The organism is Alteromonas sp. P256 (assembly GCF_036864455.1).
Taxonomy (GTDB): domain Bacteria; phylum Pseudomonadota; class Gammaproteobacteria; order Enterobacterales; family Alteromonadaceae; genus Alteromonas.
In genome coordinates this window covers 148630-166943 of record NZ_JAZETM010000007.1, presented here as the reverse complement: position 1 = coordinate 166943, position 18314 = coordinate 148630, and the positions used below count along the sequence as shown (strand labels likewise).

19 protein-coding genes are annotated in these 18314 nt (G+C 44.7%); 9 read left to right on the top strand and 10 right to left on the bottom strand.

Translation table 11 applies throughout. From position 1 onward, the window contains the following. Positions 1-10 precede the first annotated feature (10 nt). The 3 genes from gluQRS to sfsA all read right to left on the bottom strand — a co-directional run bounded on the left by gluQRS (position 11) and on the right by sfsA (position 2709). Positions 11-1036, bottom strand: a complete 1026-nt coding sequence (gene gluQRS, locus V7R39_RS12515; protein ID WP_334031054.1) for a tRNA glutamyl-Q(34) synthetase GluQRS — start codon at positions 1034-1036, stop codon at positions 11-13. Between the two features lie 301 nt (positions 1037-1337). Further along, complete coding sequence (gene dksA / locus V7R39_RS12510) at positions 1338-1787, bottom strand: RNA polymerase-binding protein DksA (RefSeq protein ID WP_163106842.1); 450 nt, start codon at positions 1785-1787, stop codon at positions 1338-1340. A 220-nt stretch (positions 1788-2007) separates the two neighbouring features. Then, complete coding sequence (gene sfsA / locus V7R39_RS12505; protein WP_334031051.1) at positions 2008-2709, bottom strand: DNA/RNA nuclease SfsA; 702 nt, start codon at positions 2707-2709, stop codon at positions 2008-2010. Positions 2710-2840: 131 nt separating this feature from the next. Between sfsA and pepB the strand changes: the two genes are divergently transcribed. Next, complete coding sequence (gene pepB, locus V7R39_RS12500) at positions 2841-4121, top strand: aminopeptidase PepB (protein WP_334031049.1); 1281 nt, start codon at positions 2841-2843, stop codon at positions 4119-4121. Between the two features lie 93 nt (positions 4122-4214). Here pepB and V7R39_RS12495 read toward each other — a convergent pair whose 3' ends face one another. Beyond that, positions 4215-4397: a hypothetical protein gene (locus V7R39_RS12495; protein WP_032094963.1), complete on the bottom strand. Its 183-nt coding sequence runs from the start codon at positions 4395-4397 to the stop codon at positions 4215-4217. Positions 4398-4998: 601 nt separating this feature from the next. Between V7R39_RS12495 and V7R39_RS12490 the strand changes: the two genes are divergently transcribed. Beyond that, positions 4999-5601, top strand: coding sequence for a YhgN family NAAT transporter (locus V7R39_RS12490; RefSeq protein WP_032094962.1), 603 nt, complete (start codon positions 4999-5001; stop codon positions 5599-5601). Next, complete coding sequence (locus tag V7R39_RS12485) at positions 5601-6182, top strand: YjaG family protein (protein ID WP_163106845.1); 582 nt, start codon at positions 5601-5603, stop codon at positions 6180-6182. The genes V7R39_RS12490 and V7R39_RS12485 overlap by 1 nt, the downstream gene beginning before the upstream one ends. Here V7R39_RS12485 and rsmD read toward each other — a convergent pair. Then, positions 6179-6868 carry a 16S rRNA (guanine(966)-N(2))-methyltransferase RsmD gene (gene rsmD / locus V7R39_RS12480; RefSeq protein ID WP_334031046.1) on the bottom strand — a complete coding sequence of 230 codons (690 nt, stop codon included), beginning with the start codon at positions 6866-6868 and terminating at the stop codon, positions 6179-6181. The two genes, V7R39_RS12485 and rsmD, sit on opposite strands and share 4 nt — an antisense overlap. 66 nt (positions 6869-6934) lie before the next feature. Between rsmD and ftsY the strand changes: the two genes are divergently transcribed. The 3 genes from ftsY to ftsX are packed head-to-tail and all read left to right on the top strand — an operon-like array spanning position 6935 to position 10195. Continuing rightward, positions 6935-8485 (top strand): signal recognition particle-docking protein FtsY, encoded by a 1551-nt coding sequence (ftsY, locus tag V7R39_RS12475; protein WP_334031045.1) that lies wholly within the window; start codon positions 6935-6937, stop codon positions 8483-8485. 25 nt (positions 8486-8510) lie between these two features. Continuing rightward, entirely contained in the window at positions 8511-9218 is a 708-nt protein-coding gene (gene ftsE, locus V7R39_RS12470; RefSeq protein WP_032094959.1) for a cell division ATP-binding protein FtsE, read from the top strand. Further along, complete coding sequence (ftsX, locus tag V7R39_RS12465) at positions 9215-10195, top strand: permease-like cell division protein FtsX (RefSeq protein ID WP_334031043.1); 981 nt, start codon at positions 9215-9217, stop codon at positions 10193-10195. The genes ftsE and ftsX overlap by 4 nt, the downstream gene beginning before the upstream one ends. A gap of 72 nt (positions 10196-10267) precedes the next feature. On the opposite strand, the gene V7R39_RS12460 is transcribed toward ftsX, so the two are convergent. Continuing rightward, a complete protein-coding gene (locus V7R39_RS12460) occupies positions 10268-11509 on the bottom strand; it encodes an EAL and HDOD domain-containing protein (protein ID WP_334031042.1) in 1242 nt (413 codons plus the stop codon). A 311-nt stretch (positions 11510-11820) separates the two neighbouring features. Beyond that, on the bottom strand, positions 11821-13047 hold the full coding sequence (locus V7R39_RS12455) for an EAL and HDOD domain-containing protein (RefSeq protein ID WP_334031040.1): 1227 nt from the start codon (positions 13045-13047) through the stop codon (positions 11821-11823). A gap of 559 nt (positions 13048-13606) precedes the next feature. Between V7R39_RS12455 and rpoH the strand changes: the two genes are divergently transcribed. After that, positions 13607-14464: an RNA polymerase sigma factor RpoH gene (rpoH, locus tag V7R39_RS12450; RefSeq protein WP_334031039.1), complete on the top strand. Its 858-nt coding sequence runs from the start codon at positions 13607-13609 to the stop codon at positions 14462-14464. 102 nt (positions 14465-14566) lie between these two features. Here the strand turns inward: rpoH and V7R39_RS12445 are convergent, their stop codons facing one another. The 3 genes from V7R39_RS12445 to pip form a co-directional block, all read right to left on the bottom strand. Continuing rightward, positions 14567-15481: a bifunctional GNAT family N-acetyltransferase/hotdog fold thioesterase gene (locus V7R39_RS12445; protein WP_334031037.1), complete on the bottom strand. Its 915-nt coding sequence runs from the start codon at positions 15479-15481 to the stop codon at positions 14567-14569. A 104-nt stretch (positions 15482-15585) separates the two neighbouring features. Beyond that, complete coding sequence (gene dtd / locus V7R39_RS12440; RefSeq protein ID WP_334031036.1) at positions 15586-16023, bottom strand: D-aminoacyl-tRNA deacylase; 438 nt, start codon at positions 16021-16023, stop codon at positions 15586-15588. Beyond that, positions 16020-16997: a prolyl aminopeptidase gene (pip, locus tag V7R39_RS12435; protein ID WP_334031034.1), complete on the bottom strand. Its 978-nt coding sequence runs from the start codon at positions 16995-16997 to the stop codon at positions 16020-16022. Before pip ends, dtd begins: the two co-directional genes overlap by 4 nt. Before the next feature lie 240 nt (positions 16998-17237). Here pip and V7R39_RS12430 point away from each other — a divergent pair, with 240 nt between their 5' ends. Then, a complete protein-coding gene (locus V7R39_RS12430; protein ID WP_032094951.1) occupies positions 17238-17480 on the top strand; it encodes a hypothetical protein in 243 nt (80 codons plus the stop codon). After that, entirely contained in the window at positions 17477-18115 is a 639-nt protein-coding gene (locus V7R39_RS12425) for a DUF2959 domain-containing protein (protein WP_334031033.1), read from the top strand. Before V7R39_RS12430 ends, V7R39_RS12425 begins: the two co-directional genes overlap by 4 nt. Positions 18116-18314 lie beyond the last annotated feature (199 nt).

Sequence of the window (18314 nt, the reverse complement as noted above, 5' to 3'; positions counted from 1 at the left end):
CCGCAATATATTAAGGAACGCTATAATAAGTGGATTCATGCTGAGGAACAATAATTTCGGGTGTTTTCACTACTTTTTTCCTGTCCCATAGAGAAACAGCGAATGACAATAGTGAGTCTATTGAGCTAAAATCTTGACGTTTAACCTCGTCGAAGCCTAAAAAATGCAGGGCGCGAACTGTATTTTCTAATGCTGTCGTGTTGTCGATAGGAGTGGCATGGTTCTGTTTACTCAGCTTTCTCCCTGGTGCTATCGCGGCCACCGGTACATGGCCATATTTTAATGGCTGATAGCCAAGTGACTGATGCACGCAGCGATGAAGCGGCGTTACGTCAATCAAATCGCACCCTCTTATGACATGTGTCACACCCTGAAAAACATCGTCTAGCACAACCACTAAGTTATAGGAGAACAGCTGGTCTCTGCGCTTTATCGTTATGTCTTCTACTCTCTGCTTTTCTATTCTAAGATCTTCTATTCTATGGCCGGCGCCGGCCAATTTTTGATGAGGCGCACAAACTTCGCCCATGATCAAATCAGTGAAAGGGGTCCATTCAGTATCCAGTTTTAGCCGAATAGCAAGCTGGCCGTTGGAAGGCGTTAACCCTTTATCTCTGCAGTGGCCATTGTAAGTACCGCCCATTGCTTTAACCATCTTGCGAGTGCAGCTGCAGTAGTATGCCTGCTCATGGTGTAGCAGCGCATTCACTACCTCTTGATAACGGGAATGCTGCTTGCTTTGATACATAACTTCGCCGTCCCATTGCAAGCCGTGGACTTCAAGGGCGTGTAAAATAGCGGTATCAGTGCCTGCGATACAGCGCGGCTCGTCGATATCTTCCATTCGCACCAGCCATTTGCCATGATGATGTTTTGCATCAAGATAACTGGCAAGGGCAGTAACCAGTGAGCCAAAGTGAAGCTGACCAGAAGGAGAAGGGGCAAAACGGCCTGTGTATTTTTGCGTGGGCTCTAAGCAGCTCGGCGTGGATTCTAAGCAGCTTTCTGAGTGATTGCCTGATTGCTGTTTTAACATGTTAGGCACTGTAATACGCCCTTACAAAAGCGCTTTTCACGATGGATAGAAAAAAAGACAAAGGCAAAAGAATCAGAAAGTGGTAGCGAGCGCGCTGACAAGCGAGTCTGTTTGGAGGAAAGTAAGAAATGCTAAAAAGCCTCATCAATAAACGATGAGGCTTTTTGAAAAACGATGCTGCCAAAAAACACGTTAACTTTAGTGTTAACAGTAGCGTTAACGTAATTATGGGCTTAAATGTAAAAACTAGCATCAAACTAAGCGATTGCACTACCGTCTGTAACAAGACGATGATGACAAATCAGCCTTGAAGCTGTTTTTCTTTAATCTCAGCCATCGTTTTACAGTCAATGCATAAGTCGGCAGTGGGACGGGCTTCTAAACGGCGAATCCCAATCTCGATACCACACTGGTCGCAGAAGCCGAAATCGTCTTCTTCAATACGCTTGAGTGTTTTTTCGATTTTCTTGATGAGTTTGCGCTCACGGTCACGGGTACGCAACTCCAAGCTAAACTCTTCTTCTTGCGCTGCACGGTCGACGGGATCAGGAAAGTTCGCTGCCTCGTCCTTCATGTGCGTTACAGTACGGTCAACTTCTTCGCGAAGCTGATTACGCCATGCTCTAAGTAGAAGACGAAAGTGTTCCATTTGAGCATCGCCCATGTACTCTTCGTCTGCTTTCGGCTGATAAGGCTGTAAACCTGCCAGCGCTAATAGTCCTAAGGATTTTGTCTCTTTTCCTGTTGGCATGTGCCACATCTCCTACACTACGACATCCATATTGTCCTAATTCAACCGATATCTATATCAGACTCGATAGCCTCAGGCAATCAATTGTGTCTATGTAATTATTATGCTGGTATCTCTTTTTACGATTGACCAGCTTGGCTTCCATCAAACGCGTTAGTGCGTTCACCCGCCAAAACAAGGCGCAAATATGAAGCCGAAATGAAAAAAATCAACCTATTTTTTACAAAATAATAGGGAGTAATTGATTTGCCTCGATTTTTTGTTCATTAATCGTGCAGGCCATAGCTAAGATATTGACACCTGCACGGGCTGCGGTTGTTACGCTTTCTGCATAGCGAGGATCAATGTGTTCTGCAATTCGCACCGAGGTAATTGCAGTATGCTGCACGCAAAAGAGCAAAGTGGTTTTAATACCCTCTTCAGCTAGTCGCGCTAACTCAAGACAATGCTTCGCTCCACGCTGCGTCACTGCGTCGGGAAAATAACCTTGGTGGCTATCGGCTAGGGTGACAGATTTCACTTCCATATATTCAACGGTATTGTCTTTTGTCAGTGCGAAATCAAACCGGCTGTTAGCAGTTGGAGGTGTTACTTCTGCTTTCCAGTCTGAAATAGCAGAAAATTCCTCAATTACCTTGTTATTCAGCGCTTCTGCCACCAACTTATTAGCATTGTGAGTATTGATACCAATAAAGTGGTCATCAAAGGTTTTAGCCACTTCCCAAGTGTACTTGAGTTTGCGTTTTGGGTTGTTGGACTCACTTAAAAAGACGGTATAGCCTGGTTCGGCGCAGCCTGTCATGCCACCGGTATTCGGACAATGGGCCGTAACCACTTGGCCGTCTTCTAGTTCAACGTCGGCAAGAAAGCGTTTGTACCGTTTAATGAGTGTGCCGCGTATAAGCGGTGATGAGAAATTCATGATTCTCCTTAGTTGAGAGAACAAATGTTGTTTTACGTACTGCAAGCTATTACTGGCTAAGGCTTTCGACACTCGCTTTAGCGACAGATACGACAACAAAGCGAACAATAGTATATAAGGATTAAAACATAATGGCAGAATTTACCGTAAGTCTTTCTACTCAATCAGCTAACCCGTCGTGGGGAGATAACGCTAAGCTTTCTTTCACAGAGTCAGGTGCTGTAATTCACTTGCCCGATGACAGCGCCAATGAGCGCACTATTCAACAAGCTGCACGTAAGCTTGATGGTCTTAGCTTGCCAGGCGTTACGCTAGCGGGTGAATGGAGCAAAGAGCAGCAGTGGGCCTTTGCCTTAAGTTTCACTAGAGCAAGAAAACCCGCGAGTATTACTTGGGCAAATAACACCGACAAAGCGACATTAGAGCAAGAATATGCTGCCTTGTTATTCACTCGACAGCTTGTCAATGACACGCCAGAAGATTTGAGCCCTGAAACATTAGCCCAGCGCGCCGCTGATTGGCTTAAGTCACTGGGTAAAGACAACGTTAATTACACCATGACGGTAGGCGAAGAGCTAAAAAACGAGGGTTGGGTAGGCATTTATAATGTGGGTAGAGGGAGCGAGCGTCCGCCGGCTATGCTTGTGCTTGACTACAACCCTACAGGCAACGCCGATGCACCCATAGATGCTGTATTAGTCGGTAAGGGTATTACTTTTGATAGCGGTGGTTACAGCATAAAATCAAGTGAAGGTATGCTTGATATGAAATGCGATATGGGCGGTGCCGCAACGGTAACAGGAGCACTTGGTTTAGCCATTACGCAAGGGATTAAAAAGCGTATTCAACTGATATTGTGTTGCGCTGAAAACCTTATCAGTGGTCACGCTTACAAGCTGGGCGATGTACTGACGTATAAAAATGGTGTGACGGTAGAAGTAGTGAATACCGATGCTGAAGGACGACTGGTACTGGCTGATGGTCTAATGGCGGCTACAGACACTGGCGCGCCGTTAATTATTGATGCTGCAACACTGACCGGAGCCGCAATGGTTGCGTTAGGTTCAGATTATCACGCTGTATTTTCGATGGATGATAATGCAAAAGAGCAGATGCTCAATGCTGCTAAAGCAGAAAACGAGCGTTTTTGGGCATTACCATTAGAACCGTTTCACGCAGATCGCTGTCCATCGGCGTTTGCTGATACCGCAAACAGTCGTCCAATGAAAGGCGGCGGTGGTGGCGGTGCGTCGAACGCGGCAGGATTTTTATCGCGCTTTGTAAAGCCTGAAGGCTGGATTCATTTAGATTTGGCCGCAGCGTATCACGGTGGTGCGACTGCTGAGATGCCTGTTGGCGCCACGGCTAAGGGCATTCGCACTATTGCGAGAATGCTTCACGACTTTAAATAATAGGTAGCTAACGATTGTGCTGATAGTAAGCACAAACGAGAATTACACGTTTTAAATGCCAAAAAGGGAGCGTAGATGCAGCTCCCTTTTTCATTAAATTCCGCCTAAACGCTCAGCGAGCTTTTTATAACGTTCCACATCGCCACTATCGAAAAGCGGATTACCATCGGTATCCTTTTCTTTCGCAACTAACAGGCTCTCACGTTCTAGACGTTCTACACGTACATCTTGAACACCTAAAAAAGCGGCAACTTCATTCACTGTCATTAAACTCATTGTTTCAATTCCGTATATTGTTTTTGTAATAGAAATAGCAATTGTTGCTTTTATTGTAAAAGCTCATTCTCCCTGCCTGTGTTCGTAGTAAAACAGCGACAGGTTTCTTATCAGCACTCAGACCTTTGTTAGCTCAGCTACACAATGAGACGAGTAGAATATCTCACGGCCACTTTAGGCAGTGCTGCTTACTTGTCATATTGAGCCATTATGTTCATACATCAAAGCTAGGCATTGTAGTTAGACAGCTAGCGAGACAACTAGTGTGGCTATACGTTTCTCAAAATAAGAATGCGCAAAATAGGAGGCTCAAGATGTCTCAAAATGAATGCTGTTGTTCAATAATAATGAATAATATAGACGAAATTTATCAAGAAAGCGTCAATAAAGCCGCAAAAAAGCTGTCCAAAGCAGTTTAGAAGTGGAGGGCAGGGCTAAATGTAGAAAATGATGGTCAACACGACCTTATTTAAATATATGAATGCGTTAAGTGTTTTTTACCTAGTGGAGTTAGTTTACCATTACGCTTTTATAGCAGCGCAAGCGATTGTTCAACGCCATCAGCGTGTTTTGGCACACCTACTACCGGAGATAAACAACAATGGATACTTGGTCCGCCGCGATTATGCTTTTTTTGATCATGGATCCGCTGGGCAATTTACCCGTGTTTATGTCGGTTCTGAAATCGATAGAGCCTAAACGTCGCCAGTTTATTTTAATAAGAGAACTGCTGTTTGCACTATTCATCTTGTTTCTGTTTTTGTTTAGCGGTCAGTCGGTACTTAATTTTCTCAATGTTGAACAAGAAACCGTCAGTATTGCCGGTGGCATAATTCTGTTTCTCATTGCATTAAAAATGATTTTTCCATCATCGGGAAATCCAAGTGGTCTTGCAGTGGGTGAAGAACCCTTTCTTGTGCCTCTTGCTATTCCAATGATTGCAGGGCCATCTACACTGGCCGCATTGATATTATTGGCGAATCAATCTCCCGATCGAATGACTGATTGGTCTATTGCGCTTGCGGCGTCATGGTCAATTAGCGCTGTGATCCTTATGTTTTCCAATGTATTTCATAAAATACTCGGTGAACGCGGTTTAGTTGCTATGGAGCGATTAATGGGTATGATCCTAGTTATGATTGCCATTCAGATGCTACTTGATGGCGTTACCAAATACTTTATCCACGCCGCTGGAGCACTTTAATGGCAAAGCAAAAACTAAATACATTCGCTCGAGTAAGAGCGTTAGAAGGTCACAAGGCCATTGCGTTTGCGGCAGCACTGCTTGAACGGATGCTGCCAAACTACGCTTTATTTTGCGAAGTTACAGAATCTGGCGATGCACCAGCGCTTAGAAACTGCCTTAATTTGGTATGGGAAACCTTAAAATCGCCAAAGAGCAAATTCAATATGGCGGTTCAGCTCGAAAAAGTGGAAGTGGCTACGCCTGATACAGAATCTCATGACAACTATGGCGTTTACCCTGCTATCGATGCGGCTATTGGCCTTGCTTCTTTGCTTAACCTCGTCGCTGGCGACGACCCTCAGGGTGCAGTAGTCATTAGTAAGCTTTCACAAGGCAGTGTTGAAGCTTACTTGCTTGCCACGGGCGAAGCCGATGATGACTCAGTGAAAGACCACCCATTAATGGCGTTTGAAGTGGAAGTGCAAAACGAGCTGCTCGACTATATTGAGCAAGCTAAGTCTATAACGAAAGCGGCCGACGACATGCGAGCCCTTGCGCTTGAAGCTGGTATGTCAAATATTGGTCTTGATTTAAGTTAGGCGTCCTTTAATACGGGCGGGCTTGTCTCGCCTACTTCAATAAGCATGTACACCAACGAGCCAGTTCGCTTTTCTTTTACTACATGCCAGTGACTAGGAAGTGGCAATGATTCAAGCTCGGTTTCGTGCTCGATGTAAATCATGCTGCCTTCACAAACAAGGTTTGTGTTCACTATTTCACTGACGGTGGGCGCTACCAAATTTTGATAAAATGGCGGGTCGATAAACACGATGTCGTACTGTGTGCCGGTTAGCTGTTTGAGCACTTTTAGGGCATCACCTTGATGTACCTTAGCAGTGTTCGAATCATTAACGTCAAGCGTCTGTAGATTTTTACTTAACTGCTCGCTAGCCTGCCTGTCTAACTCAATAAAGTCACACCGACTCGCATAGCGAGACAAGGCTTCTAAGCCTAAACCCCCAGAACCCGCAAAAACATCTAAACACTGGGCATCATCAACGTAAGCCATTAGCCAGTTAAACAAGGTTTCTTTGTTTCTATCGGTTGTGGGTCTTAACCCTTCAGCATCAAGCACGGGAAGTCGTTTTCCACGCCATTGACCGCTAATAATGCGGATCAGCCCTCGTTTTTTTTTATCTAATTTTGCTGGCTGGCGCTTTTTTGTAGAAGATATGCCCCTTGACGGGTGAGAAACTCGCTTCATAGTGACTGACAGTGGTATCATGCTTTTATATATTAGACGGCAAGTGTAGCCGAATTTGTTCAGAATTTATAAGGATTTGTCCTAACAATGTCGAAACTATTTGGCTGGTTCAGCAAGAACAAAAAAGCAGAGAAACAAAAAGAGCAGCAAGCAAAAGAGCAGGCTGCACAGGAAGCGGCGAACCCTGTTGCCGACAAAAAAGAGGTAGAGAGCTCCGAGGTAGAGAGCTCGGAGGTAGAGAGCACCGAAGTCAATGCGGCGAAGGTTGAGACAGCCGAGACAGAAAAAGTCGAGGCTGTTGGTGAAACCGCGCTAGACGATAAGTCGTCAGAAAAACCTGCTGAGACAATATCTACCCAGACAACGGCGAATGTAGAGCATCAAGAGGCGGCCTCTCAAATTACGCCTACTATCACTGACGGGAACGAAGCGATTCACAATACGGTAGTTGACGCTGTAGAAAGTGAAGAAAAGCAGCCTTTAGATTTCTCATCTGATGAAGCAAGCGCGTCTGCTTCAGAGTCTGTTAATGAAGCTGCAACGCCGTTAGATGATGCCTCAGCTGCCAGTGTTGAAGCAGAAGTACTTGCAGCAGAAGAAAGCATTGACGACGAGGCTGGCGAAGCTGAACCAGAGCTTCAAGTAAAGCAGACGCCGCAAGCTAAGGATGCGCCGCAAGCCAAAGAAAAGAAATCTTTATTCGCTCGTTTAAAAGAAAGCTTATCGCGCACCAAAGAAAACCTTGGAAGCGGCATTGTTAGCTTATTTAAAGGCAAAGCCATTGATGATGAGCTTTACGAAGACTTAGAAACACAGTTGCTCGTTGCCGATGTGGGTATGGACACGACGCAGAAAATCATCAACCACCTTACCGACAGTGCTTCTCGTAAAGATCTTAAAGACGCTGAAGCCTTGCTAGATATTTTAAAGCAGCAAATGTCAGGCATGTTGGCGAATGTGAATGTACCGCTTAGCGACGCGTTACAAAAGCACAATGCTGATGAAGGGCCGTTTGTTATTCTTATGGTTGGCGTTAACGGCGTTGGTAAAACTACCACTATCGGAAAGCTGGCCAAGCAGTTTCAGCAGCAGGGCAAAAAAGTGATGTTAGCAGCGGGGGATACGTTTCGCGCCGCCGCAGTTGAGCAGCTTCAAGTATGGGGCGAGCGCAACAGCATTCCAGTTATTGCTCAGCACACCGGTGCAGACAGTGCTTCTGTGCTTTACGATGCACTGGAAGCGGCAAAGTCTCGCGGCTCGGACATACTCATTGCCGATACGGCAGGACGCTTACAAAACAAAGACAACCTGATGGAAGAGCTCAAAAAAGTGGTTAGGGTAATGAAAAAGCTTAACCCTAATGCACCCCATGAGGTTATGTTAACGCTAGACGCCGGAACAGGGCAAAACGCGATTAGCCAAGCCAAGTTATTTAACGAGGCGGTGGGCTTAACCGGAATAACGTTAACTAAGCTAGATGGCACTGCAAAAGGCGGCGTTATCTTTTCAGTTGCAGATCAGTTCGGTATTCCTATACGGTATATTGGTGTAGGCGAGAGTATTGACGACCTGCGCCAGTTTGATGGCGAAGAGTTTATTGACGCCCTGTTTAGCGAGTTAGACACACCAGCAAGCTAGTTTATTCAGGTTGTAGGGTTTTAAAATGATAAAGTTTGAGCAGGTAAGCAAAACCTACCCCGGTGGCCAGCGGGCGTTAAGCAAGGTGAACTTTCACATTGCGCCCGGCGAGATGGCCTTTTTAACTGGGCATTCAGGTGCAGGTAAAAGTACCTTGCTCAAACTCATCAGTATTATGGAACGTCCTACTGTGGGCCGTGTTTTAATTAACGGCCACGACCTGAATAAAATAACCCGACGAGACATTGCGTTTATACGCCGCGATATCGGTATGATATTTCAAAGCCACCAGCTGTTAATGGACAAAACCGTTGCTGATAACGTTGCTTTGCCTCTAGTCATAGAAGGTTATACGCACAAAGAAATTCGCAAGCGAGTCGATGCTGCGCTGGAGATGGTTGGACTAAGGGATAAAAGCCGCAGTCTGCCTATTACCCTTTCTGGCGGAGAGCAGCAGCGTGTAGGTATCGCCAGAGCCGTGGTTAACAAACCACCGTTACTGCTGGCCGATGAGCCTACCGGAAATTTAGACCCTAAACTGTCCATGGAAATTATTCGCTTGTTTGAAGATTTTAACCAGGCGGGTGTTTCAGTGCTCATCGCTACCCATGATTTAGGGCTCATAGCACGCATGCGTTATCGCACGCTAACGTTGAAAAACGGGCAAATGATTACTGACGGGCTTACCGATAGCGACTTCTCCGGCAGCCACAGCGAGGGTGACCGACGATGAGTATTCTTTTTAAAGGGCGAGCAAAAGGCGCGTCTTCGTCAAAAGTGTCAGTGTTGCAAGCCTTCGTCATGTTCTTCGTGAGTCATGTTAGACAAGCACTATCGAGTTTAGGCGAGCTTTGGCGTCAGCCACTCGCGTCGTTAATGACCATTGGTGTGCTCGGGCTGAGTATTACCTTACCAAGTACCCTGTACATCATGGTTAAGAATACAGAAAAAATTACGGCGGGGTGGGAGCAAGCATCGGAAATATCCTTATTCCTCACACCCAATATAAGTGCTAATCGCTCCCAGCAACTAGTGACACGGCTGAATACCTGGCAGGAAATTGAAAGCGTGGTTTATATTCCCGCTGATGATGCGCTCAAGGAGTTTCAGCATTTGTCGGGTTTAGGCGATGCTATTGCGTACTTAGAGAAAAACCCTTTACCTGATGTAGTGCTCGTTACTCCTACCGATAAAAACGCCTCGCCAAGCGCCGCTCGTGCGTTGCTCGATAAGTTAAGGCAGCAACGAGAAGTGGATATTGGTAAGTTAGACATTGAATGGCTAGAGCGGCTTTACGCCGTTATTGCTATAGCAAGTGATTTGGTGATGCTGATAGGTATACTGCTTTTCATTGCGGTTGTACTGATTATTGGCAACACCATTCGCCTGAATATTCTCAATAAATACGATGAAATAGTGGTGATGAAGCTGGTGGGAGCAACAGATGCTTTTATTCATCGCCCCTTTTTGTATACGGGTTTTTGGTATGGGCTTTTAGGAGGGCTAATGGCATGGTTGGCCGTTATTATCATCTTATGGTGGATGGACAGCAGCATTACCACCTTTGCCGCAATGTACCAAAAAGAGTTTAATATTACTGGGCTTACCGGCAGTGCGTTGCTCACTATGCTTGGGCTTTCTGTATTACTTGGTCTACTGGGTTCGCTTATTTCTGTTCAGCGTCACGTTCGTCAAATAGAGCCTCAATAGGTGCTAGCAGAGTGCCAACAGAGCCCAATAAAAGCTCAATAGAGGCTAGATAAACACAAGGTTGACGTGCTTCTAGCCTTCGGCTTTCGCTGTAGGGAAGTGAGTTGAAATAGCGCTCCTAATGCCGTTGCCCCACACAATCGCTTGGTTGTACAGCACGTGAAGTTGTTTCTGGTCGATGTCCAGCAGCTTAGCTTGTTTTATCACTGTCATCCATATTGCACTTTCGAAGCCGCGCACAAGGGCTGAATAGTTGTTCAGCTCCCTATTTTTCCCTAATAAAGCGTTGTTAACATCATCTGACAGCGGAAGCTGTTTAACGATATCTGTCATCGATTGATCGAGCAGCCCTTCAAGCAGTGAAAATAACCCAACCAAAAATGCGATAGGAGGGTTATTTTTAAAGCCTCGTCGCTCGGCCAATAAGTCAAAGAATTTCGCTCTAACCAACGACATGTGAATTATCTCAAGGGGTTTGTCGTCGGCAATATTCGTTAGGCTTAGCAGTGCAATAAACTTCTTAATTTCTACCTCGCCCATATAATTGAGTGCGTGTTTAAGGGAGGTGATTTTGTAGCGTTTATTGATGGCAGGGTTGTTGATAAATTTAAGGAGCAAAAAGCTTAACGTAGCATCACGCTCAATAATTTGTGTGGTACGGGCAATGTCAAAATTTACCTTGCCACTTTCAGCCATCAAATCCACGATGTTCATTTTAGAGGCTGGCAGCTGCTTTAAAATTCGCGCTTCTGGCTGAGAGAAAAAGTAACCTTGAAAGAAATCAAACCCAAGGTCGATACATGATGCAAAACTGTCTTGGGTATCCACCTGCTCGGCCACGAGCTTTTTGTTCTCCTCACGATAACGAGGAATGTGTTTTTCAACGTTTTCAAAACGAGCTTTAGAAACATCTACTTTTACAATATCGATAAGTGGAAAGATATCGTGTTTAGACCCAATCATCATGGGATCGTCGATGGCAAGTTTAAACCCCATTTGCTTTATATGCTGACATGCTTCAAACAAGCCATTGCTCGTATCAGCCGGATCAGCAAGCTCAACGACCACAGAGTCGGGATTTAAGTTTGTGGGAAATCGCGACACAAGGGTGTCGGTTGAAAATGTAATAAACGATGTTTTCTCACCGCTAATGTCATCAAGCCCGAGAGGGTGAAAATTGTCAGCGATGAATCTAGACTTTTCTTCTTGATGATCCGGGTAAGTACCGCCTTTTCCGTCCCTGAAAAGTAACTCGTAGGCAAATACACTTTTTTCTTTATCTAGAATTGGCTGACGAGCTATAAACGCGAACATATGTGATCCCTGATAAGGCGCTAAATAATATTGTGCTACTAGGCGTACTGCCTCAGTTAACGTTAACCGCTTTTTATTATTTTTTAGTCTATTAAGAAGAGGTTATCGACCTAAAACCTAAACTCTTAACTCATTATAGTGGTTCTGAGTGCTCAAATACCCCGCAGGTAGATGATGAGAACTGGCGTAAAGATTATGATAATGAGCCTTTTAACACAATACTAATACTATTAACTTACTGCCTGCCAATTTAACGTAGACCCATTCTCTTTCGGTATACTACTCTTTTGACACACTAGCCTTTTTGTCACTCAGTCTTTATTAAGCGCGGCATTGTGAATATGCTTAGCCCATTTTATGGCTTCGTTGTAATAGCTATGAAGTAGAGCCTGATTAACTTCATGTTTTGAGGCAAATTGCTTTATGCCTGCCCATCGCGCCGTCTCAAAATGCTGAGACAAGGTAAGGCACTCCCTGAGCAAATTGTTTTTGCCGCAAAGCGCATCTTTCACATCGTCGTCAATCGGTACTTTGTTAACCAAGTCTTCAATGCGTTGCTCCATCATGGCGTCAAGCAGTGAAAGCAAACCAGTTAAAAATCCAGTATGTGCGTTCTTATCTTTACTTACAGCAAGGTAGGCGAGTTCGCAAAACTTTGCCCTAACTAAGGCCATCTGCATCAGCTCGGAAGGCTGTCCGTCGCTGAGGTTTGCTAAGGCAAGCAAGGAGAGAAACTTCTTAACTTCTATTTCGCCCATGAAATTTAATGCGTGCTTGAGCGAGTTGATTGTGTGGCGTTTATTCACCATTGGGTTGTTGATAAACCGCAGCAGTAAATACGTTAACGACGGGTCTCTTTCCATGATGGTTTTAACCTTTTCCAAATTAAGAGACGCCTCACTGCTGAGTGCCAGTAGCTCTAACATTGTGAGATTGTTTGGGCCTAATTTGCGGTGCCTTACAATTTCAGGGCGTGCAAGGAAATAGCCTTGAAAGTAGTCAAACCCCATTTCCTTAAACTTGTGGAACTCTTCGTAGGTTTCAATTTTTTCTGCCACTAAGGTTATTTTGTTCGCTTTAAAGCGCTCTACCAGCGCAGGAATTTTGTCGTGCGCTATTTCGGTAATATCAATCTTAACGACGCTAGTAAAGGGTATAAAAGCTTCCCACTTACCATGCATGTCGTAATCATCAAGGGCAATGGGGTAGCCTAGCCCGCGAATATGTTTGCAAGCGGCTACAAGGGCATCATCGACATCGACCGTTTCTACAATCTCTATAACCACTTTACTGGCATCTAATGAGGTAGGGAAACGGAACATGAGCGTATCGCGATGAAAATTAATGAACGCTTTTTTGTCGCCAGTTATTTCTTCAATACCTAGGCTGAGATGAGTAGATGTGAGTATTTTAGACGTTGCTTCGTCGGGAGAAATGTCTGGAAAGCAATTATCTTCACCTACGCGAAAGAGTAATTCATAAGCGTAAACTTCCCTATTTACATTAAATATTGGCTGTCTGGCGACGTATGCAAACATAATTATCCTTGAGCAATCTTTCTAGGCAGTGAGGTTATTGTTGTTTTAAATGCCTTTTACTGCATGTAACTGCGCGAAATGACTGTACCGTTGATACAATACCGCAGTATATGGCAACAAGATTACATGCTGGGTTAAACGTGTCCAACCATTTACTCCATTATCTCCTATTTTTTGCGCTTTTTGTTGCCTCCATTATTGACGTATATGGCTACCCTGTGTGTTTACTATTATCGCTAGGTCGCAATCAGGTGAGACTAAAAGTGAACGATCTTTATGGAATTGCGGTATACTTATACAAACAAAACTACCTAATATTGAAACGCTGTAATAGTGTTGAAATTGATGTATACATATTGAAAATGTCGATAAAGATATTTTATTATTAATATTCGATGGTATGTTGTCAGGGGATTGAACTTTTTTTTGATTTACAGGTCTTGATACTGTAGCAGTTGTCCCCATACCAACATATCGTTTGGGCTTCTTTTCTTTTATCTAGGTCTCTCGCAGTTCACATTACATTGGTAATGACGAACGGTGATTAATGAGGTGAACAATGAGCAACAATTTGCAATCAATGGCGTTATCAGTGCCACACAGCGGTAGCATCGAAGGCTACATGCAGGCTGTAAGTCGCATCGATATGCTCACTGCAGACGAAGAGCGTCAGTTAGCCGTACGCCTTCGCGAAGACGAAGATTTAGAGGCAGCGCGTCAATTGGTGATGTCGCACCTTCGCTTTGTTGTGCATATTGCAAAATCTTATTCAGGTTATGGATTACCGCAAGCTGATCTCATTCAAGAAGGCAATATTGGTCTTATGAAAGCGGTTAAGCGATTCGACCCTACGGTAGGTGTGCGCTTAGTTTCTTTTGCCGTTCATTGGATAAAGGCTGAAATACACGAGTTTGTATTAAAAAATTGGCGCATCGTTAAAGTGGCAACAACGAAAGCCCAGCGTAAACTTTTCTTCAATCTACGCAAAGCGAAAAAGCGTCTAGGCTGGTTTACCCACGCAGAAGTGCAAACGGTAGCGAACGAACTTGGTGTGAGTACCAAGGAAGTGCTGCAAATGGAAGCGCGCATGAGCAGTCAAGATCAGGCATTTGATTTGTCGGCCGACGAAGATGAAACCGGTAATTTTGCGCCTGTTCAGTTTTTGGAAGATAAAACTGCTGATGTGGAGACTGACGTTATTAATAACGATTGGGACACCGCAGCAAGCAAACGTTTATATTCAGCGATTAAAACGCTGGACGAGCGCAGCCAAGATATTATCGAAACACGCTGGTTGGCAGATAACAAAATTACGCTGCAAGATTTAGCGAACAAGTACGAAGTCTCTGCAGAACGCGTTCGTCAGATTGAAAAGAACGCGATGAAAAAACTGCAAGCAGCAATGGTTGCAGCCTAACAAATTTAGGGTTGGCTAGTTGAGCCGACCTAAATCAAAGACAACAAAAAAAGCGCCTTACTTCATCAGTAGGCGCTTTTTTTATGTCTTTATGTCTTATCTTTATTCTTTATCGGATACCTCAGGCGGAAGCACCCAAAATACCCCTTCAAATTCTGCTACCGCGGTATCGTTGTCAAGAATAGCTACGCTGAGTTCGAAACGGGCTTTTTTATTTTTTTGCAGTGGTGCAAATTTGCCAGACAGTGTTTCTATATTGCAGATGGCTCTTGGCTTCATTGTAATTGGCTTGTGGTAATGAATATCCCCATCGCCCAATACAATATCCCCACTTAAACCACGCTCTTTAAGCTGCAGGTATATAAGGCCCCAGCCAGTGAGTGTGGCCAGCGAAAAGATACTTCCCGCGAACATAGTGCCGTGAATATTAATGTTTTTATTTAATGAGGCTCTGGTTTCCAGCGTTCGTCCCGTGTACTGATACAATTTAATTCCCATGTGTTCAGTAATAGGAATAGTTTCCGACCAGGTCTCCTGAAGCGATTTGCACCATTTGGGGTGAAGCACCAGCGTATTATTTTCAGTGAACTTTTTCACCATCTGTTGGCGCTTTAGCATGCCCAATTCGTTGGGTGCTTCTCGTTCAACCACAAAACCGCAGGAGGCAAAAAAATCGATAGAGATTTCACGGCTATTGGTTACTGCACGCACTGCGCCAAGGTCTTTGGCCACATTCTCAAGCGCAACCATCACCATTTTGCCCAAGCCTTTGCGCATATGGTCATTGTGAACGGCAATATGCCTTATTTGCGCTTCTTCTGCGGTATTCAAGTGCACTCGACCGCAGGCAACAATTTCGTTCTTTCTATTGGTGATAATACGATGTTCTGCAACTTGCTCGTATTCATCTTTCTCTGAGCCAGGGGGAAAGTTCCACGGTTGACGCAAATGCTCCCAACGAAAATGAAAGTAGGCTTCAAATTCTGCATCACTTTTCGGTGTTACAACCTTGTACACAATAAACTGGCCTTTTTTAGAGTCGGATAGGTATTTAAACGTAACCGCGCTATGGGTACAAGTTTAATTATGTAAGCAAATAAAGGCTGCCTAGCAGTCATGATTTATACGTGAAATTGAAAGGTGACTGGGCCATCATTAATTAGGCCCACCTTCATGTCGGCGCCAAATTCCCCGGTTTGAACACGCATTCCTTTTTGTTTAAGCGCGCGAACAAAGCGTGAGTAAATATCCTTACCATGTGCCGGTGATGCGCCACGAGAGAAGCCAGGTCGATTGCCTTTTTGTGTATCTGCTACCAGGGTAAACTGAGATACAACCAGTATTTCCCCCTCGATTTGCTCAATATTTAGGTTCATTTTCCCATCGCTATCGCTGAACATGCGGTAGCGGCATAGTTTGTTTGCGAGTTTTTCAATTTCAGCGTCGCCATCGTCTTTTTCTACGCCCAGAAGTACAAGCATTCCATGGCCGATTTCACCAATAATATTGTTGTCTACGGTAACGTTTGCCTCAGATACGCGTTGAATTAGTCCTATCACTGGGTCTGCTCCTTGAGAAATCGTGACATGTCTCTTGTTGCCCTGCAAAGCGCATAGCCAATACTAGGCTCTGAGGTGCTGTGGCCTGCATCCGGTACTATTTGCAGTTGGCTTTGCCGCCAGGCTTTGTGTAAGGTCTCAGCAGCTTCCGTTTTACATATCATGTCGTAGCGACCGTGGATAATCGTGCCCGGGATATGCGCTATTTTATCAATATTGTCGATGATGTAGTTTTCAGGAATGAAGCATTTGTTGGACAAAAAGTGACACTCTAATGTTGCTAAGCACGTAACGAGGTGCATGGGGTAGTGGCAATGGGCGTCACCGACTCCTGGCGGCAAGCTCAATCTAGATAAACGTTCCTCCCACTGATACCAGCGTCGCAACGCGGCATGTTTGAGTACATCGTTGTTTGATTTCAATACTGCGCTGTAATATTCGCACACTGCATTTGCGCTCAATGGCGTGGGGATGTCTTTTGTGAACTTTCGATAATGTTCGGGGAAAAGCTGGGCTGCGCACCCGTTTGGAGATAAAAACCACTCCCTGTCTTGTTGGCGAGCAAGAAAGACACCTCGTAAAATTAAGCCAGATACATGGGCGGTATATTTTAATGCATAGAGAAGCGCGAGTGTTGACCCCCATGAGCCACCAAACAATAAAAATTCTGGAATAGAGAGGTGACTGCGTAGGGTGTCTATATCGTCTACGTTTAGCCACGTATCGTTATTGTTGGTATCTGCTAAGGGAGTGGATCGCCCGCAACCGCGTTGCTCATAGCCAATAATGCGGTACTTGTTGCTGTCAAAGAAGCTTTTATAATTAGGGGGGAGTCCTGCGCCAGGTCCACCGTGAATAAACAATACTGGTATTCCGGCTGGATTACCGCTCTGCTCAAAATACAGGGAGTGCCCGTTTCCTACATCAATAAATCCGTCGTCATAGCGGGTTACATCCGGATAAAGTCGTTTCATTATATTTCTACGCGTTGTGCGAGTGCCTGTTTTAGTTTAGTTTATTATTATGCATGTTAATCGCGTGCCGACACACCGTGCAGTTTTTAACAAGATGCGCAGTGTTTAACAAGGTGCGCAGTGCTTAAAAAGATGTGCAGTGCTTAACACGCTTTAACCGCCTAAACGATAAGGGGGTTGTTACCGCGCAATTGCTGCACTAGCTAATCATATTATAGTCATAAATGCGAGGATGTTTATATGGCAGGTCAAGGATCGGGTGGTAATGTCATTGCCGCTATCTGTAATTTTTTTATTCCCGGGTTGGGACATTTGGTCCAAGGCCGAATTTTAGCCGCGTTGTTTTTCTTTATTACCGTGGGTGTGTCTTACGCGCTAGCGGCAACAGTCGTGCTTGCTATCATATTTTGGCCCTTAGGCGCATTACTGCATTTAATCAGTATTATAAGCGCAGCGCGCTATAGAGGTGGAGTAACCGTATGAGATTACTTGCAACCGTGTTTGTCGCGGCACTGACTCTTACAGGCTGTCAGTCTGCCTACTATGCTGCTTGGGAGAAAGTGGGTGTAGAAAAGCGAGACATTCTTGTTGATCGCGTCGACAATGCAAAAGATTCTCAAGAAGATGCGCAAGAGCAATTTAGCTCTGCACTCGAGGCTTTTAGTGCTGCGGTAGCCTTTGATGGTGGTGAATTAGAAGACGTTTACGACAATCTAAATGGCCAGTATCAAGACAGTGTCGCCGCTGCAGAAGAAGTCACAGCGCGCATTGATAAGGTAGAAAGCGTAGCAGAAGCCCTTTTTGATGAGTGGCAAGAAGAGCTAGAAAAATATCAAAGTGGTTCTTTAAAGCGAGATAGTGCTGCAAAGCTTCGTGAAACTCAGCGTCGTTATTCGTCGTTGATGAGTGCTATGCGCAAAGCCGAAAGTAAAATGCCGCCCGTGCTAGATGCCCTTCAAGATAATGTGCTTTATTTAAAGCATAATCTAAACGCCAGCGCTATTGGTGCCCTTCAAGGCGAGCTTTCAACCATTGAAGACAATGTTGCTCAACTGCTTAGCCAGATGAACTCTGCCATAGCGGAATCAGATGCATTTATAGCGTCCATGAAAAACTAGGACAAACGTTTTGGCGATAGGTGTACATATGCTTTGTTGCATATAAATCAATCCGATGGTTGTCCTCCATCGGATTCTCTATAGTTATTAATATTACGTTGCACGTCCTGGTAAATCTCATCCCCTCCGCTAAGCCTTTTTTACCACTTTATACTCCATTCGACACGCCAATATTTCAATCAAACCTTTGGCAGAGCTA

Excerpts from the sequence above, each read along its gene's own strand:
- pepB (WP_334031049.1), top strand. The coding sequence starts at position 2,841 with ATGGCAGAATTTACCGTAAGTCTTTCTACTCAATCAGCTAACCCGTCG.
- rsmD (WP_334031046.1), bottom strand. The coding sequence starts at position 6,868 with ATGATACCACTGTCAGTCACTATGAAGCGAGTTTCTCACCCGTCAAGG.
- dksA (WP_163106842.1), bottom strand. The coding sequence starts at position 1,787 with ATGCCAACAGGAAAAGAGACAAAATCCTTAGGACTATTAGCGCTGGCA.
- pip (WP_334031034.1), bottom strand. The coding sequence starts at position 16,997 with ATGAAACGACTTTATCCGGATGTAACCCGCTATGACGACGGATTTATT.
- V7R39_RS12490 (WP_032094962.1), top strand. The coding sequence starts at position 4,999 with ATGGATACTTGGTCCGCCGCGATTATGCTTTTTTTGATCATGGATCCG.
- V7R39_RS12460 (WP_334031042.1), bottom strand. The coding sequence starts at position 11,509 with ATGTTCGCGTTTATAGCTCGTCAGCCAATTCTAGATAAAGAAAAAAGT.
- V7R39_RS12495 (WP_032094963.1), bottom strand. The coding sequence starts at position 4,397 with ATGAGTTTAATGACAGTGAATGAAGTTGCCGCTTTTTTAGGTGTTCAA.
- V7R39_RS12430 (WP_032094951.1), top strand. The coding sequence starts at position 17,238 with ATGGCAGGTCAAGGATCGGGTGGTAATGTCATTGCCGCTATCTGTAAT.
- ftsE (WP_032094959.1), top strand. The coding sequence starts at position 8,511 with ATGATAAAGTTTGAGCAGGTAAGCAAAACCTACCCCGGTGGCCAGCGG.
- V7R39_RS12425 (WP_334031033.1), top strand. The coding sequence starts at position 17,477 with ATGAGATTACTTGCAACCGTGTTTGTCGCGGCACTGACTCTTACAGGC.
- rpoH (WP_334031039.1), top strand. The coding sequence starts at position 13,607 with ATGAGCAACAATTTGCAATCAATGGCGTTATCAGTGCCACACAGCGGT.
- ftsY (WP_334031045.1), top strand. The coding sequence starts at position 6,935 with ATGTCGAAACTATTTGGCTGGTTCAGCAAGAACAAAAAAGCAGAGAAA.
- sfsA (WP_334031051.1), bottom strand. The coding sequence starts at position 2,709 with ATGAATTTCTCATCACCGCTTATACGCGGCACACTCATTAAACGGTAC.
- V7R39_RS12485 (WP_163106845.1), top strand. The coding sequence starts at position 5,601 with ATGGCAAAGCAAAAACTAAATACATTCGCTCGAGTAAGAGCGTTAGAA.
- V7R39_RS12455 (WP_334031040.1), bottom strand. The coding sequence starts at position 13,047 with ATGTTTGCATACGTCGCCAGACAGCCAATATTTAATGTAAATAGGGAA.
- ftsX (WP_334031043.1), top strand. The coding sequence starts at position 9,215 with ATGAGTATTCTTTTTAAAGGGCGAGCAAAAGGCGCGTCTTCGTCAAAA.
- gluQRS (WP_334031054.1), bottom strand. The coding sequence starts at position 1,036 with ATGTTAAAACAGCAATCAGGCAATCACTCAGAAAGCTGCTTAGAATCC.